The following is a 16,828-nucleotide window of genomic DNA, read 5'->3' as shown; positions in this document are numbered from 1 at the left end:
TAATGGCTGGTTAGCGCACTTGGAAAAATAGACAACATGACATCGCAATCGGGCCGTACGCTGGTGATTTCGCCAAACTGGATCGGGGACGCCGTAATGGCGCAGCCGCTGCTGCAGCTGCTGAAGGCCGCCAATCCGGGGCGCCCGATCGACGTGCTGGCGCCGCCCGCCGTGACGCCGGTGTGGCGCCAGATGGCGGAGGTGGCCGAGGTGCTGGAGACGCCGTTCCGCCACGGCGCGCTGCAGTTGAAAGAGCGCTGGCGCTATGCGCGCCTGCTGCGCCAGCGCGGCTACGCCGACGCCTACATCCTGCCCAATACCCTGAAGTACGCCCTGATCCCGTGGCTGGCGGGCATCCCGCGCCGCGTCGGCTATAAGGGCGAGAGCCGCTATGGCCTGATCAATGTGATGCATTTCGACGACACGCCGCCGCGCCCGATGGTGCCGTTCTACGCGGCGCTGGCCGATGCGCCGGACGCCGCGTTGCGCGGTGCGCTGCCCAAGCCGCGCATGGAGGCCAGCGCGGGGCAGGTCGCTGCCGCCTGCGCCAAGGTTGGCCTGGACCCGGCGCGCCCGCTGGTGGTGTTTGCGCCCGGCGCGGAATTCGGCGGCGCCAAGCGTTGGCCGCCGGCCCACTTCGGCCAGTTGGCCCTGCACATCCTGGCGCGCGACCCGCAGGCCCAAGTGGCCCTGCTTGGCTCGCCCAAGGATGCCGACACCTGCAGCGAAGTGGTCGCCGCAGCGGGCGCGCCGGCCGGCTTGCTTAGCCTGGCCGGCAAAACCAGCCTGGCCGACGCGGTGGCCCTGATCTCGCGCTCGGCAGGGGTGGTGAGCAACGATTCCGGCCTGCTGCACATTGCCTCGGCGCTGAACCGCCCGGTGATTGCGATTTACGGCCCGACCGACCCGGACCACGCGCCGCCGTTCTCCGACCTGGCGGCCTCGATCTCGCTGCGCCTGGATTGCTCGCCGTGCCGCCAGCGCGAATGCCCGCTGGGCCACCAGAACTGCATGCACGGCATCAGCGCCGGCCAGGTATGGCAAACGCTGGAGCCGATGCTGGCGCCGCGCTGACACCGCGATGATGCCGCTGGTCCTGCTCCCCGGCTACATGCTGGACGACGCGCTGTGGGATGCCATGCTGCCCCACCTGCCGCCCGACTTGCCGCTGCATTTCGCCAGCCTGGCCGAAGGCGACAGCATCGCTGCCATGGCGCTGGCCGTGCTGGCGGGCTGCCCGCAACAATTCAACTTGCTTGGATTCTCGATGGGGGGGTACGTGGCGCGCGAAATGGTGCGCCTGGCGCCGCAGCGCGTGAAGGCGCTGGCGCTGGTCGCCACCTCCAGCCGCGCCGATCCGCCGCTGATGGCCGAGCAACGCGGCAAGGCCGCCCGCGCCACGCCGCGCGGCCCATTCCGTGGCCTGGGCCGCGCCGCCATCGCGCAATCGCTGCACCCTGCCAACGCCGGCAACGAGGCGCTGCTGGCGCAGGTGCGCGCCATGGGCGAACGGCTGGGGCGTGAAGTCTTCGTGCGCCAGTCGCTGCTCGTGCGCAGCGCCGATACCGCGCAACTGGGCGGCATCGCCTGCCCGACGCTGGTGGTGCACGGCGCCGACGACCAGTTGCGCAGCCTGGGTGAGGCGCAGGAGCTGGCGCAGGGCATTCCCGGCGCGCGCCTGCAGGTGATTGCCGGCGCCGGCCACCTGGTGCCGCTGGAGCAGCCGCAGCTACTGGCGCAAGCGCTGGCGCCCATGCTGGCGCCGTAGCGCCGGCAGTAATTAACTGATAGCCAGCCGCGCCGTCGGCCGGGCAGCCAGCTTGAAGCGGCCCACCTGGCCGGTCAGGCGTCCGGCTTGGTCCTGCATGGCGCTGGCTGCCGCAGCCGCCTGTTCGACCAGTGCCGCGTTCTGCTGCGTCACATTATCCAGTTGAACGATGGCCTGGTTAATCTGCTCGATGCCCACGGTCTGCTCGCTGCTGGCGGTGGCGATCTCGGACATGATTGCGGTCACGCGCTGGATGCTGGATACCACTTCATCCATGGTGCTGCCGGCCTGGTTCACCAGCGCACTGCCGGCCTGCACCTGCTGCACCGTATCGTTGATCAGGGTCTTGATCTCGCCCGCCGCCTGCGCGCTGCGCTGGGCCAGGTTGCGCACCTCGCTCGCCACCACCGCAAAGCCGCGGCCCTGTTCGCCGGCGCGCGCCGCCTCCACCGCCGCATTCAGGGCCAGGATATTGGTCTGGAACGCAATGCCGTCGATCACGGAGATGATGTCCACAATCCGGGTCGAGGCTGCGTTGATCGAACCCATGGTGTTGACCACCTCGTTCACCACCGAGCCGCCGCGCGCCGCCACGTCGGAAGCGGTGGCCGCCAGCTCGCGCGCGGTGCGCGCATTGTCGGCGTTATTGCGCACGGCGGAAGTCAGCTGCTCCATGGAGGACGCGGTTTCTTCCAGCGTGCTGGCCTGGTGCTCGGTGCGCGTGGACAGGTCGTGGTTGCCGGACGCGATCTCCTGCGACGCGGTGGCGATGTTCTCCGTGCCTTCGCGCACCTCGGTCACGATGCCGGCCAGGTTATCGTTCATGGACTTGAGCGCCTTCAGCAGCTGCGCCGGCTCGTCTTCCCCATGCGCCTCGATGCGGCGGCTCAAATCGCCGCTCGCCACGGTCTGCGCGATCTGCACCGCCGCATTGAGCGGCCGCACGATGGAGCGCGTGGTCATCCAGGCAAAGCCGACACCCAGCGCCACTGCCGCCGCGCCCAGCGCGATCAGCATATTGCGGCCGCTGCGGTTGCCGGCCTGGATTTCAGCGGCGATCGCATCCAGGTTCTTGTGCTCCGCCTCGGTCACTTCGTCCAGCGCGCCCAGGTAGCTCACGCGGCGCGCTTCCATGTCGATGAACAGGCGCGCAGCGGTTTCCGCGTCGCCTTCCGCCTTGGCCTTATAGACCGCCTTGCGCTGGTCGACATAGGCTTTGCGGTTGGCCAGCACCTTGTCGTAGGCCGCGCGCGAAGCCGGGTGGGTCAGGAGCTTGCCCAGCGCATCCTGGATCTCGGTCGCGCGGCCCGAGGATGCCGCCATCTGCGCTTCAATCGATTTTTGCTGGGCCGGATCGGCCACCATATACGCCGCCGTGGTGCGCGCCGCATTCACCTCGACCACTTTTTGCCACTCGGCGACCAGGCGCTCGTTGCGCACGTTCTCGGCCACCAGCGCCTCCGTCTTGGTGCTCGCGCTTTGCAGGCGCATGATGCCGACCACCGTCATCACCGCCAGCAGCAGTAGTACCACAGCGAACGCCAAGCCAAGACGCGTACCGATTTTCAGGTTTTTCATTGTAAGTCTCCCCTCCAAAGTGTTTCACCATGGTAACTCTAAATATATTAGTCCTGAACATATAAATTGTCTCAATACAAAATGAAACATTTAAACCTGCAAGGTTGGGCAACTCAAATCTTACGTTTGCGTTGAGGTAGTAAATGTCCTTATAGTATCGACAGTTTCCTATTGCCAATTTTTCGGATTGCTACAGAATGAAAACCAAGATCAAGTCCCTATTGAACCAGTTAAATGATGGACTAGTCGAGCGGGACAACGCGATTCGTTTGACCTTGCTCGCTGTTTTGGCTGGCGAAAATGTGATCCTGGTCGGCCCGCCTGGCACCGGCAAAAGCTTGATTGCGCGCCGTATCGCGTCCTGCCTGGACGCGGGCGATGGCGGTCATTTTGAGTACCTGCTGACGAAGTTCTCCACGCCCGAGGAAATCTTTGGCCCACTGTCGATTACCGAGTTGAAGGCCGATCGTTTCCGGCGCAATACGGCAGGCTACCTGCCGTCGGTGAAATTGGCCTTCCTGGATGAAGTGTTCAAGGCCAGTTCGTCGATCCTGAATTCCCTGCTGACGATCCTGAACGAGCGCCGCTACCACAACGGCACGGAAGTGATGGAGGTGCCCTTGCGCGCGCTGATCGGCGCCTCCAACGAGCTGCCGGTGGGGCAGGAGGAACTCAATGCGCTGTACGACCGCTTCCTGCTGCGCGGCTTTGTTGATTACGTGAGCGAGGAGGGTTTGCTGCGCCTGTTGGTGCCGCAGGCGGATAATCCCGTCCCGTCGCGCTTGAGCGATGACGACCTGGAGACGATTCGGGAGCGCGCGCGCAAGGTCGCGATCCCGCCGGAGATCGCCGGGCTGGTGCAAGGCATCTGGATCGGGCACAAAGCCGCGTTCAAGGAAGATACGCGCGAAAGCCTGTCCGACCGGCGCCTGCGGAAGGTGGTGCACCTGATGCAGGTCTCGGCAGCGACCAATGGCCGCGTCGAGGTGGATTATTCGGATGTGCTGCTGCTAAAAGACTGCTTGTGGAACCACCCCGACAACAAGGGTAAGGTGACTGACCTAATCATTAGCAAGTTGAAGGCAAGCAGTGCCCACTCGAGTTTTACGGGCCTTTTGAAAATGACCGAAAGCCCGCGCCCATTGGAAAACTTGGGTTCGATCAAAGGATTGGCGGGCGCGGGAACCGCGAGCAGCCCGTTTCAGATCGCCTCCTACGAAGACTTGGAGCGCCTCACGGAATCCAAAGTAGGGCAGGGCGGATTTCATTTCCGCCAGACTGCCGATATCGACGCTAGCGACATTTCCGTCTGGCTGAAGATCAGGTTCAAAGGACATTTCGATGGCCACGGGCATTGCATCACCTACCGGGTGAGTGGGACCGAGCCGTCTGCTCTCTTTGAATCCATTCTGGATGGTTCAAGCATCACCAATTTGCGCCTGCAGCACCTGCGGCTGGCATTGCGGGTCGGTGGAGCCTCCATCGCATATTGCACCACGAATCTTGAGTTGATAAAGGGTGATGTCCTCAGTTGCACTGTCTCCAAATGCCAATCCGGATCCTTCCTCGTGCTTGGTAAAGTGGCGGACAGCGTCGTGTCGGATTGCTTGGCCGTGCTGGATGTCGACTGGGATTCCAAAGCAAAAGGCTGGGATGAGGCAGGTGGTATTGCCGCGTATCTTGCGAAGGGCAGCGTTGTCGAGCGTTGCTTCGTGACCGGACGGTTGCAGCACTCCCAAAGTGGGAGTACGTCTTTGGTGGGGATTGGGCCAAAAGATAACGACTGCACCATCAAACAGTGCGCGTTGGGTAAGCTAGAGGTAAAAGTTGTTGCTCAGTCGTTTGCTATTGCCTTCAGTTTCAGGGCTACGCTTAAGCGAATTACGACGGGCAATAGCGACAACTTGATCTCCAATATCGCGCTTGATGGAAACCCGGGCCATAGCGACCCGAACGGGATAGACGGGAAAACCCTCGATAAAGCGCTGTACAAGCAGGCCTATTTTGAAAATTCACTGCACTGGGACTTCGAGACGACCTGGCAATGGGACCAGCAGGAAGACCGGCCGGCACTCCGTATGCCCGGCCGTGGTCCCGAGGCCGCAAGCGCTGGAACAGACGATGCAGCGGATACCCTTTCGCAGCAATTACGCGCCAATATCTGGCTGTAAGCATTCGATGCTGAACTTGCTAAAGCTCGCGAGCTCCGTTGGCATCAAAGCGATCAAGTACTTCGTCGATAGTACTTTTCGCGACAAGGTCCAGCCGGTGCCTGGCAGTGTGCTGTATTGCGACCTGTGGGTGGCGGCGGAGCATTCCGGGATTTATGTCGGGGACGGACAGATCTCGAACATCGTGGTGGACGGCTTCGCGGAGAGCTCGGTGTGCATGGATAGCGCGCGCAGCTTCACGTCAAAGAGCACCATGGGTCGGCAAATCTACGTCTCGTGCGACAGCCAGGGCGCGGTGGGCAGCGCCGATGTCGCGCACGGCGCCAGCAACCATGTAGGCGAGCGCGCCTTCTACGGCCTGGTCTTCAAGAACTGCCACGCGTTTGCCACCAAATGCGTGAACTACAGCGGCCAAGAGTACCGTCCGCAAGGCTTGCCCGACCTGCAGCTCGAAACCTGGGAGCTGACGATGGCGGCGCTCAAGCGGACTGCGCGCCAGAAGCTCGGGGCCACCAAATGGCGCTTATGGGATTGGAATGCGGAGCCGGAAACGGTTCCCGAGCCTGACTGGGAAGGGCAAGCCGACCATTTCCGCAAGCAGGTCCTGAATGCGGAGAGCATCGGGCGGATACGCGCCGAACTGGCCATGGTGCAGGACTATGAGGCCGAAATCGCCGACGAAAATATTCCTGCCCCCGTGCGCCAACGCCTCGCAGGCTTCCGCACGGCGCTATCCGACATCTCGGCCAGGTATGAGCAGGCCAAAGGCTTCCTCGCTGCCTGTCCCGGTTCGCAGTTCACCTACGAGGACTTGCTCGCTTGCGACGACGATTTCGAAGGGTTGGCGCGCGCCATGCAGGGCAATGGCCGCATCAAGGACCTGGTGCACAAGCTGGGGCGCAACTTCGTATCGGAAGAGGAGAAGAAAAAGACCAGGATTCCCGAAGCCTGCCGCAGCGAGGTCCACGGCACGCACCGCAGCAACGATGTGATGCGCATGCTGCCCAGCGAACTATCGAACCTTGAGGACGAAGCGCTGGAAGTGCTGTTCTATGCCCGCTTGCTGGAGAACAATCTGCTGTCGTATGAGCTGAAGGGCACGATGCCCGCCGAGCTCACGCACGCGGAAGAGAGCAAGCGCCGGACAGGCCCGGTTGTCGCCTGTCTTGACACATCGCAAAGCATGCACGGCGCGCCAATGCAGAAGGCGAAAGCCCTGCTGCTCGCCGTGTCGCGCATCCTCAAGGAGGAAGACCGCGCCTTGCACGTGGTGCTGTTTGGCGCCGCGAACGAGATCCGCGCATTCTCGATGGATGCTGCCAACAATGCGGCAGGTTTGCTGAAATTCCTGAAACAGGGATTTGGCGGCGGTACCGACTTCGAGACCCCGCTCAAGCACGCCTTGCAGCGCATCGCATTGGAAGACAACTATCGCAAAGCCGATATCCTGATGATTTCCGACGGCGACTGCAGCCTGTCGCCGGAATTCCTCGCGATGCTCGAAACGGAGAAAGAAAAGCTGAATTGCGCGATCTACTCCGTGTTGTGCGCCGGGGAGCGAGTGGAAGACCGCTTCAGCGACGAAGTCATCGTCCTCTGAAAAGATTCGGGGTCAGGTCTGACAATCGGACAATCTATGCGCGAAGCGCATAGATTGTCCGATTGTCAGACCTGACCCCGAATTTTCACATCAGGATCACGTCGTATTGTTCCTGGTGGTAGCTGGTTTCCACTTGCAGGGAGATCTTTTTGCCGATGAAGTCGCCCAGCATGGCGAGGTGCTGCGATTCTTCTTCCAGGAACAGGTCGACCACTTCCTGCGAGGCGAGGATGCGGAATTCGCGCGGGTTGAATTGCTTGGCTTCGCGCAGCAGCTCGCGCAAAATCTCGTAGCAGATGGTGCGCGAGGTTTTGACCTGGCCGCGCCCTTCGCAGGCGGGGCACGGTTCGCACAGGATGTGGGCCAGCGATTCGCGCGTGCGTTTGCGGGTCATCTCGACCAGCCCCAGGGCGGAGAAGCCGGAGACCGAGACCTTGGTGCGGTCGCGCGCCAGGGCTTTCTTCAACTCGGCGAGCACGGCGTTGCGGTGCTCGTTGTTCTCCATGTCGATGAAGTCGAGGATGATGATGCCGCCCAGATTCCGCAGCCGCAGCTGGCGGGCGATGGCGTGCGCGGCTTCCAGGTTGGTCTTGAAGATGGTGTCGGCAAAATTGCGCCCGCCCACGAAGCCGCCGGTGTTGACGTCGATCGTGGTCATGGCCTCGGTCTGGTCGACGATCAGGTAGCCGCCGGATTTCAGGTCGACGCGGCGCCCCAGCGCGCGGTGGATCTCCTCCTCCACGCCGTACAGGTCGAACAGCGGGCGCTCGCCGGTGTAGTGCGTCAGGCGCGACAGCACGGACGGGGTATACACGCGGCCAAATTCGGTCAGGGCGAGGAAATTCTCGCGCGAGTCGACCTGGATGGTGGCGGTTTCGTCGTGTACGAAGTCGCGCAGCACGCGCTGCGCCAGATTCAAATCCTGGTGCAGCAGGGAGGTCGGCGGCAGGGTGCGCGCGCCGTGGCAGATGGCGCCCCAGGTCTTGCGCAGGTATTCGATGTCGGCCTGCAGGTCGGCGTCGCTGGCGTCTTCGGCCTGCGTGCGCACGATGTAGCCGCCTTTTTCCTCGGCCGGCAGCAGGCTTTGCATGCGCGCGCGCAGGGCTTCGCGGTCGGCTTCCTTTTCGATCTTCTGCGAGATGCCGATGTGGCCGTCCTGCGGCAGGTAGACCAGCATGCGGCCGGCGATCGAGATCTGGGTGGACAGGCGGGCGCCCTTGGTGCCGATCGGGTCTTTGATCACCTGCACGGTCAGCACCTGGCCGTCGAACAGCAGCTTTTCGATCGCGGTCGGGGTGGCGTTCTGGTTGCCGTCGTGCGGGCGCGCTTCCCAGATGTCGGCCACGTGCAGGAAGGCTGCGCGCTCCAGGCCGATATCGATGAAGGCCGATTGCATGCCTGGCAGCACGCGCACTACCTTGCCGGAGTAGACGTTGCCGGCCAGGCCGCGCGTCAGGGTGCGTTCGATATGCAGTTCCTGTACGGCGCCTTGCACTACCAGGGCGACGCGGGTTTCCTGCGGGGTGATGTTAATGAGGATGTCTTCGTTCATCAGGGGAGCTTTAATCCTGCCTGGCGCAGCAGCTGCGCCGTTTCATACAGCGGCAGGCCCATGATGCCGGAATGACTGCCTTCAATATGTTCTACAAAGAGGGCGGCCAGGCCCTGGATGCCGTAGCCGCCGGCCTTGTCGTAAGGCTCGGTGGTGGCGCAATAGGCTTTGATCTCGGCGTCGCTCAGTTTGCCGAAGCGGACGTCGGAGACCTGGGTGATATGGCCGGAAAAGTCCTGCGAGTGGACGGCGACGGAGGTCAGCACCTGGTGCGTGCGGCCGGACAGCCTTTGCAGCATGTCGGTGGCTTCGCGCACGTTGGCCGGCTTGCCGAGGATCTCGCCGTCGATGGTGACGGTGGTGTCGGCGGCCAGAATGGGGCGCAGGAACAGGCGGCGCTTCTGGATCATGTCCCAGGCAAAATCGGCTTTTTCCTGGGCCACGCGGCCGACATAGGCCAGCGGTTCCTCGCCGGGATTGACTTCTTCGCTCACGTCCGGCCCGCGCGGGCCGTCGTTGCGCAGCAATAGCAGCTCGAAGTCGACGCCGATCTGGCGCAGCAATTCGCGCCGGCGCGGACTCTTGGAAGCCAGGTAGATCTTCTTTTCGAGCAGTTTCATCGTTTGCCTTTGGGTTTAGACACGATGATACGGGTGGTTTTGTGTAATTGTCCACGCCCGGTATAACTGTTCGGCCAGCATCACGCGCACCATGCCGTGCGGCAGGGTCAGGCTGGAGAGGCGAATCATGCCTTCCGCCCTGGCCTTCAGCCCCGGGTCGAGGCCATCGGCGCCGCCGATCAGGAAGGCCGTGTCGCGGCCGTCCTGCTGCCATGCTTCCAGCTGCTGGGACAGGCCCACGCTGGTCAAGTCCTTGCCGCGTTCGTCGAGCGCGATGATGCGCACCGATTTGGGCAGCGCCGCCTCGATCCTTTCCCTTTCCAGGGCCATGGCGGTGGCGGCGGTCTTGCTGCCGGAGCGCTCAACGGGCTTGATTTCCTTCAGCACGATGCGCAGTTCCGGCGGCATGCGCTTCACGTATTCCGCGAAGCCATTCTCGATCCAGGCCGGCATTTTGTGGCCGACCGCAGCGATAATCAGCTGCACCTGGCTTACTCAGCCGCAGGCTTTTTGATGCGCTTGATGACGGTCTTGGCCGGCGCTGCGGCGGCAGCGGCGGCTTTCTTCTCCTTGGCGGCCTTGGCGGATGCCTCGGCGGTCTTGGTGATACCGACCTTCACTTTTTTGCCTTCCGGCGCCACCACTTTCGGGGCTTTCTTGACGGCGGCTTTCTTGGCGGCGGCGCCCGCGGCGGCGGTGGCCTTGGCGGTGCCCGGCTTCTTGGCGGCCGGCTTTTTCTCGATCACGGCTTCAGCGGCTTTGGTCGGCTTGCTGGCGGCCAGGTGGCCGGATTTCTTCGGCGTGGCGTCTTTTTCCGCGGCGGCCTTGCCTTCGCTGGTGGACTTGCGCTTGGCCGCGCCCAGTTTCACCGGCTTTTCGCCCCAGATTTCTTCCAGGCGGTAGTAGGCGCGGATCGGGGCCTGCATGATGTGGACGATCATGTCGCCCAGATCGACCAGCACCCATTCGCCGGTGTCTTCGCCCTCGATGCCGATCACGTCGCCGCCGGCTTCTTTCACCTTGTCGCGCACCGAGGCAGCCAGGGCCTTGGTCTGGCGGTTGGAGGTACCGGAAGCGATGGCGATGCGGTCGAAGAGGCTGGTCAGGCCGGTGGTGTCGAATACGACGATTTCCTGGGCTTTCACGTCTTCCAGGGCGTCCACGACGAGGGCTTGCAGTTTTTTGATATCCATTATTTAGTTCTTATACAAATTATGTTGTTCAATATAGTCTAGCACTACCGGGGGGATAAGCGAGTGCGCCCCGTCCCCCCGTTGTAATGCAGCACGAATGGCAGTAGCCGAGATGTCGATGGCCATTTCGGCCGCCAACATGGTCCTGCCCGCCGGGGTGTTCCTGACCTGATCCGGCGTGGCCTGGCGGCGCTGGAATTCAGCGGCCACCTCGGCCGGCACGTGGGCGTCGTCCAGTTCAAAGCCGGGCCTGGCCGCCACGCAAATGTGGGCCAGGTCGAACAAGGAACGCCATTCGTGCCAGGTATTCAGTCGCTGCAGCTGGTCGGCGCCCATCAGGAAGGCCAGGGAAACCTCTGGCCCCACATCGGCGCGGATCGCCCGCAGCGTTTCGATCGTATACGTGGCGCTGCCGCGCGCCAGTTCCTGCCAGTCGATCGTGACCGGGCAGGCCAGGCCCTGGAAGGCCAGATTCAGCATGTCCACCCTTTGCTGGGGCGTCGCCACCAGCGCGCCCTTTTGCCAGGGCAGGGCGGGGATCACCAGCAGCGCGTCGGCGTGCAGCTTGTCGGCGAACAGTTTGCCGAGCGCGACGTGGCCGTTGTGGACTGGATCGAAACTGCCTCCCAGCAGTGCGATGCAGCGTTTCACTCGGCCAGCCAGTCGCGGTGCGGCAGGAAGTCGGTGGCCAGCGCCGCTTCCGGGCTGCCGTCTTCCGGGTGCCAGTCGTAGCGCCATTTGACGATCGGCGGCATCGACATCAGGATCGCTTCGGTGCGGCCGCCGGACTGCAGGCCGAACAGGGTGCCGCGGTCGAATACCAGGTTGAATTCGACGTAGCGCCCGCGGCGGTAGGCCTGGAAGTCGCGTTCGCGCTCACCGTACGCGCTGTCCTTGCGCGCCTGCAGGATCGGCAGGTAGGCGGCCAGGAAGGCGTCGCCCACGCTGCGGGTCATGGCAAAGCTTTGCTCGAAGCCGAGGGCGTTGAAGTCGTCGAAGAAGATGCCGCCGACGCCGCGCGCTTCCTTGCGGTGTTTCAGGTAGAAGTACTCGTCGCACCAGGCCTTGAACTTCGGGTGCAGCGCGTCGCCGTACGGCGCCAGCGCGTCGCGGCAGGTGCGGTGGAAGTGGCGCGCGTCCGCCACATAGCCGTAGTAGGGCGTCAGGTCCATGCCGCCGCCGAACCACCAGACCGGGGTGCCGTCCTGGCTGCTGGTGCTGAAGAAGCGCACATTCATGTGCACGGTCGGCGCGTACGGGTTGCGCGGGTGCAGCACCAGGCTGACGCCCATGGCTTCCCAGGCCTGGCCAGCCACTTCCGGGCGATGGGCCGAGGCGGAGGGCGGCAGCTTGGCGCCGGTGACGTGGCTGAAGTTGCAGCCGCCGCGTTCGAACACATTGCCTTCTTCAATCAGGCGTGAAATGCCGCCGCCGCCCTCCGGGCGGTCCCAGGCGTCGCGCAGGAATGGCTTGCCGTCCACGTTCTCCAGGGCGGAGATGATGCGGTCTTGCAGGCCTAACAGCCAGGCTTTGACGTCTTGCGGGGCGGGGGCGCTGCTCATTAGTGCTTCAGGCCGCGCCAGCCGATGTCGCGGCGGAACTGCACGCCTTCGAAGCCGATCTTGTCGACCGCCTCGTACGCCTGCTTCTGCGCCATCTTGATATTGTCGCCCAGGCCCACCACGCACAGCACACGGCCGCCGGAGGTCACCAGCTTGCCGTCGGCGTCGTCCGTGGTCCCGGCATGGAAGGTCACCGCATCCGTCGTTTCCGCCGGAATGCCGTGGATATGCGCGCCTTTGAGCGGCGCGTCCGGATAACCGGCGGCGGCCAGCACCACGCCCACGGCGGTGCGGCGGTCCCATTCCAGCTCCACCTGGTCCAGGGTGCCGTTGACCGCGTGTTCCATCACATTCACCAGGTCGGTCTTCAGGCGCGACATGATCGGCTGCGTCTCAGGATCGCCCATGCGGCAGTTGAATTCCAGCGTGCGCGGATTGCCGGCGGCGTCGATCATCAGCCCCGCGTACAGGAAGCCGGTGAACTGGATGCCGTCCTTGGCCATGCCCTGGATGGTAGGCATGATGATCTCGCGCATCACGCGCGCATGCATGGCCGGGGTCACGATCGGCGCCGGGGAGTAGGCACCCATGCCGCCGGTGTTCGGGCCCTGGTCGGCGTCCAGCAGGCGCTTGTGGTCCTGCGAGGTGGCCAGCGGCAGCACGTTCTTGCCGTCGCACATGACGATGAAGGAGGCTTCCTCGCCGGCCAGGAATTCTTCGATCACGATGCGCGCGCCGGCGTCGCCAAAGGCGTTATCGGACAGCATGTGGTCGACTGCGCCGTGCGCTTCTTCCAGCGACATGGCCACCACCACGCCCTTGCCGGCCGCCAGGCCGTCGGCCTTGATGACGATCGGCGCGCCCATCTTGTCGACGAAGGCGTGGGCCGCCTTGGCGTCGGCGAAGGTTTCGTATTCGGCGGTCGGAATGCCGTGGCGCTTCATGAAGGCCTTGGCGAAGTCTTTGGACGACTCCAGCTGCGCCGCTTCGCGGGTCGGGCCGAACACTTTCAGGCCGCGCGCGCGGAACAGGTTGACGATACCGGCCGCCAGCGGCACTTCCGGGCCGACCACGGTCAGGGCGACGCCTTCCTGCTCGACGAAATTGGCCAGCTGCTCCAGATCGGTGATCGGCACATTCTGCAGGCGCACGTCGCGCGCGGTACCGCCGTTGCCAGGCGCAACATAGACCATCTGTACGCGTTCCGACTGCGCCAGTTTCCAAGCCAAAGCGTGTTCACGGCCACCCGAGCCGACTACCAGGATCTTCATAGGGACTTATTCTTCGATGACTGCGTTGGTATAGATTTCCTGGACGTCGTCCAGGTTTTCCAGTGCGTCCAGCAGCTTTTGCATCTTGGCTGCGTCGTCACCGGTGAATACGGTTTCGGTGGCCGGCTTCATGATCACTTCCGCCACTTCGGCCTTGAAGCCGGCCGCTTCCAGCGCGTCTTTCACGCCGGCGAAGTCGTGCGGGCCGCACAGCACTTCGATGCCGCCTTCCTCGTCGGTCAGCACGTCTTCGGCGCCGGCTTCCAGCGCGGCTTCCATCAGCTTGGCTTCATCGGTGCCCGGCGCGAACAGGAACTGGCCGGTGTGCTGGAACATGAAGGCGACCGAGCCCTCGGTGCCCATATTGCCGCCGTATTTGTTGAAAGCGTGGCGCACTTCGGCCACGGTACGCACGCGGTTGTCGGTCATGCAGTCGACGATGATCGCCGCGCCGCCGATGCCGTAGCCTTCGTAACGCACTTCCTCGTAGTTGGCGCCGTCGCCGCCGCCGGTGCCGCGCGTAATGGCGCGCTGCACGTTGTCCTTCGGCATGTTGGCGTCAGCCGCTTTATCGATTGCCAGGCGCAGGCGCGGGTTGGACGCGATCTCGCCGCCGCCCATACGGGCCGCCACGGTGATTTCCTTGATCAGGCGTGTCCAGATTTTGCCGCGTTTCGCGTCCGTTGCCGCTTTTTTGTGCTTAATATTGGCCCATTTGCTGTGTCCAGCCATGTTCAATCTTCCTTAGACGGTATGCAATCGAGGGCGATATTCTAGCATACCGCCCCTTGGCTTTCCCTCTCGTGGGAGGCTACCCCGGCCGCGTCGGATTGTCGCGCCCGCGCGACCAATCGTGCAGCGACGCAAGATTGAACAGGCAAAAACAAGGAATTAGAAGCTTTCCTCGGGGAATCCTGAATTAATTCATACGCTTGTAAAGTTAATATCGTAAAACAATAACTTTTAGACTCAAGGAGACTTATGGATCGTCGTCAATTTATCAAGCTCGGTGGCTTCATCACTGCCTCGGTCGCCACGGGCGGCCTGGCCGGTTGCGGCGGCAGCGATTACACGCCACCGACCCCGAGCCCCGGCGGCAGCACCTTGCCTCCGGCTTCCGGCGCCAACTGGAAATTCCCGCAAAGCGTGGCCTCGGGCGATCCGCGCGCCGACAGCATCATGCTGTGGACGCGGGTGGTGCCGTCGTCGCTGGACGACGTGGCGCTTGCCAGCGGCAAGGCGGAAGTCTCGGTGCGCCTGCAGGTGACCCTGGCCGACAACGCGGCCGCCCTGGGCAGCAACAAGGCCCTGGAAGGCGCCACCGTGGTCGATGCGCAGATTACGCTCAACCCCGATTTCGACAACACGATCCGCCACAAGGTCTCCGGCCTGCAAGCGGGCCAGACCTACTTCTACCAGTTCAGCGCCGGCGACGTGCGCTCCAATGTGGGCCGCTTCAAGACCGCGCCGAGCGCCGACGCCAGCGTGTCGCAGCTGCAGTTCGCCTACCTGACCTGCCAGGACTGGAGCATCAACCACTGGGGTGCGCTGGACCACATCGCCGCCAACGAAAAGCTGGACTTCATCGTCCACCTGGGCGACTACATTTACGAGACCGTGGGCGAGGCCTTCCAGGTCGGCAGCGTGGAGTCGCGCCATGCCGCGCTGGCGCTGCCGAACGGCACCTTCAAGAGCGGCAACTCGGGCGCCAAGTATGCCACCACCCTGGCTGATTACCGCTACCTGTACAAGAAATACCGCACCGACACCCGCCTGCAGGCGGTGCACGAGCGCTTCGCCTTCATCGCGATCTGGGACGACCACGAGTTCAGCGACGATTCCTGGGGCGATACCCAGACCTATACCGACGGCGAGAAGAAGGACACCGCGCGCCGCCGCAGCGCCAACCAGGCCTGGTTCGAATACATGCCGGCCGATGTCACCTTCGACGCCACCGCCACCGGCTTCCAGAACATCAAGATCTACCGCGACTTCAAGTTCGGCAACCTGATGCAGCTGGTGATGACCGACGAGCGCCTGTACCGCGCCGACCACGTGGTGCCGGAAACCACCCCGAACCCGGCCACCGGTGTGCCGTTCGGCAGCATCGGTTCGCGCTACCTGGTGGCGCAGGAACTGCACACCTTCGTCGAGCAGCAGAAAATCGCCGGTGCCACGGCCGCCGGCGCCGATCCGCTGACCGGCGTCACCGTGCTGGGCACCACCCAGCGCGAATGGTGGAAAACCGCCATGAAGGATTCCAAGGCGACCTGGAAACTGTGGGGCAATGAAGTCTCGCTGCTGCGCATGGGCCTGAACGGCACCGACGCCATCGCCACCCTGGTGGCGCTGCAGGCGGTGGCCACGCTGGCCACCAATATCGGCGCCACCGCCGCCCAAGCCGGCGGCAATATGCCGCTGGCCGGCGCCATCGTCGGCGCGGTCACCGCCGGCGCGGCGCCGCAGCTGGCGCAGGCCGGCGCGGTGGCGATTGCCACGGCGGCGGCCAGCGGCGGCGACATGACGGCGCGCGTCACGGCCGGCGTCACGGCCGGCTTGAGCGCCACCCAGGCCGGCGTGGCGGCAGCCGCCTTCGGCCAGGCGGAGGCGGCGGCCAAGGCCGGCGCCACGGCCACCGCGCAAGCCACGGCGGCGGCGCAAGCCATCGCCATCGGCTACGTCAAGCCGGACGTGCTGGCCAGGAAAGTGGAGTCGCCCTTCGTGGTCGGTTCCGGCAAGGCGGCGGCGCTGGCGCCTTACTTCCGCAAGTTCCTGGTCAATTGCGACCAGTGGGACGGCTACAACGCCGAGCGCAAGGCCCTGATGGAGCACCTGAAGGCGAACAAGGTGGGCAACGTGGTGGCGCTCACCGGCGACATCCACGCCTTCTTCGCCGGCACCGTGAACGACAACTACGACGCCGCAGGCGGCGGCACGCCGGTGATGGTGGACCTGGTGTCGGCCGGCGTGAGCTCCGATTCCTTCTTCACCTACCTGCGCGAGGAAGCGTCCAAGCTGGGCGACCTGGCCAACCTGGTGTCGGTGCCGCTGCCGGTGCCAGTGCCGGGCCTGGGTACGGCCAAGCTGAACGTGAACCTGCTCGACTACACCCTGGGCAAGGCGGCGCCGACCGCCGACTCCCTGGTGGAGACGCTGGCGGTGCAGATGCGCAACCAGCTGGCCGCGCTGGGCGTGCCGGAAAACGCGATCGACCTGCCGGTGGAGAGCATGCTGGGCCTGATCAAGGCCAGCCCCGAGTTCGCCCAGCTGGTCGGCCTGGCGCAGCAACTGGCCGGCTTGAACAGCAACCCGTGGCTGCGCCACGTCAACACCGACGCGCAAGGCTACACCGTGGTGACCCTGACCCCGGGCTCGCTGGTGGCGCAGTTCAAGCAGGTCAACAAGCTGGTAGGCAGCAAGGCGCCGGTGAACGTGATCGCCAAGATCACCACCGCCACCGTGACCGCCGGCCAGGTGGCGGTCGCCATCAGTTAAGCCAGGCTTAGTCCACGC

Annotated in this window: 14 protein-coding genes; 5 read left to right on the top strand and 9 right to left on the bottom strand. The window is 64.0% G+C overall.

What is annotated here, in order from left to right:
* The first annotated feature begins 36 nt into the window (after positions 1-36).
* Positions 37-1,074: a lipopolysaccharide heptosyltransferase II gene (waaF, locus tag GTP41_RS09560; protein ID WP_161025355.1), complete on the top strand. Its 1,038-nt coding sequence runs from the start codon at positions 37-39 to the stop codon at positions 1,072-1,074.
* 7 nt (positions 1,075-1,081) lie between these two features.
* On the top strand, positions 1,082-1,768 hold the full coding sequence (locus tag GTP41_RS09555; protein WP_229502808.1) for an alpha/beta fold hydrolase: 687 nt from the start codon (positions 1,082-1,084) through the stop codon (positions 1,766-1,768).
* 12 nt (positions 1,769-1,780) lie between these two features.
* On the opposite strand, the gene GTP41_RS09550 is transcribed toward GTP41_RS09555, so the two are convergent.
* Entirely contained in the window at positions 1,781-3,346 is a 1,566-nt protein-coding gene (locus GTP41_RS09550) for a methyl-accepting chemotaxis protein (protein ID WP_161025354.1), read from the bottom strand.
* Positions 3,347-3,543: 197 nt separating this feature from the next.
* On the opposite strand from GTP41_RS09550, the gene GTP41_RS09545 reads away from it, so the two are divergent.
* A complete protein-coding gene (locus tag GTP41_RS09545) occupies positions 3,544-5,517 on the top strand; it encodes an AAA family ATPase (protein WP_161025353.1) in 1,974 nt (657 codons plus the stop codon).
* A 7-nt stretch (positions 5,518-5,524) separates the two neighbouring features.
* The gene (locus GTP41_RS09540) at positions 5,525-7,117 is read left to right on the top strand and encodes a VWA domain-containing protein (RefSeq protein ID WP_161025352.1); all 1,593 of its coding nucleotides are present in this window, start codon (positions 5,525-5,527) and stop codon (positions 7,115-7,117) included.
* 85 nt (positions 7,118-7,202) lie between these two features.
* Here the strand turns inward: GTP41_RS09540 and rng are convergent, their stop codons facing one another.
* The 8 genes from rng to GTP41_RS09500 are packed head-to-tail and all read right to left on the bottom strand — an operon-like array spanning position 7,203 to position 14,047.
* Positions 7,203-8,669 (bottom strand): ribonuclease G, encoded by a 1,467-nt coding sequence (gene rng / locus GTP41_RS09535; protein WP_161025351.1) that lies wholly within the window; start codon positions 8,667-8,669, stop codon positions 7,203-7,205.
* Complete coding sequence (locus tag GTP41_RS09530; protein ID WP_161025350.1) at positions 8,669-9,289, bottom strand: Maf family protein; 621 nt, start codon at positions 9,287-9,289, stop codon at positions 8,669-8,671. The genes rng and GTP41_RS09530 overlap by 1 nt, the downstream gene beginning before the upstream one ends.
* Positions 9,290-9,304: 15 nt before the next feature.
* Entirely contained in the window at positions 9,305-9,775 is a 471-nt protein-coding gene (rlmH, locus tag GTP41_RS09525) for a 23S rRNA (pseudouridine(1915)-N(3))-methyltransferase RlmH (RefSeq protein ID WP_161025349.1), read from the bottom strand.
* 5 nt (positions 9,776-9,780) lie between these two features.
* Positions 9,781-10,482: a ribosome silencing factor gene (gene rsfS / locus GTP41_RS09520; RefSeq protein WP_161025348.1), complete on the bottom strand. Its 702-nt coding sequence runs from the start codon at positions 10,480-10,482 to the stop codon at positions 9,781-9,783.
* Between the two features lie 3 nt (positions 10,483-10,485).
* Positions 10,486-11,133 carry a nicotinate-nucleotide adenylyltransferase gene (locus GTP41_RS09515; RefSeq protein ID WP_371867316.1) on the bottom strand — a complete coding sequence of 216 codons (648 nt, stop codon included), beginning with the start codon at positions 11,131-11,133 and terminating at the stop codon, positions 10,486-10,488.
* Positions 11,130-12,044 (bottom strand): oxygen-dependent coproporphyrinogen oxidase, encoded by a 915-nt coding sequence (gene hemF, locus GTP41_RS09510; RefSeq protein WP_161025346.1) that lies wholly within the window; start codon positions 12,042-12,044, stop codon positions 11,130-11,132. The genes GTP41_RS09515 and hemF overlap by 4 nt, the downstream gene beginning before the upstream one ends.
* Positions 12,044-13,315 carry a phosphoribosylamine--glycine ligase gene (gene purD, locus GTP41_RS09505; protein ID WP_161025345.1) on the bottom strand — a complete coding sequence of 424 codons (1,272 nt, stop codon included), beginning with the start codon at positions 13,313-13,315 and terminating at the stop codon, positions 12,044-12,046. Before purD ends, hemF begins: the two co-directional genes overlap by 1 nt.
* A gap of 6 nt (positions 13,316-13,321) precedes the next feature.
* On the bottom strand, positions 13,322-14,047 hold the full coding sequence (locus GTP41_RS09500) for a YebC/PmpR family DNA-binding transcriptional regulator (protein ID WP_161025344.1): 726 nt from the start codon (positions 14,045-14,047) through the stop codon (positions 13,322-13,324).
* A gap of 249 nt (positions 14,048-14,296) precedes the next feature.
* Between GTP41_RS09500 and GTP41_RS09495 the strand changes: the two genes are divergently transcribed.
* The gene (locus GTP41_RS09495; RefSeq protein WP_161025343.1) at positions 14,297-16,810 is read left to right on the top strand and encodes an alkaline phosphatase D family protein; all 2,514 of its coding nucleotides are present in this window, start codon (positions 14,297-14,299) and stop codon (positions 16,808-16,810) included.
* Positions 16,811-16,828 lie beyond the last annotated feature (18 nt).

Origin of the sequence: Pseudoduganella guangdongensis, from assembly GCF_009857475.1 — a bacterium.
GTDB classification, from domain to species: domain Bacteria; phylum Pseudomonadota; class Gammaproteobacteria; order Burkholderiales; family Burkholderiaceae_D; genus Rugamonas; species Rugamonas guangdongensis.
Note: the sequence above shows the minus strand (reverse complement) of the source record. Positions and strands in the feature narration are given on the sequence as shown.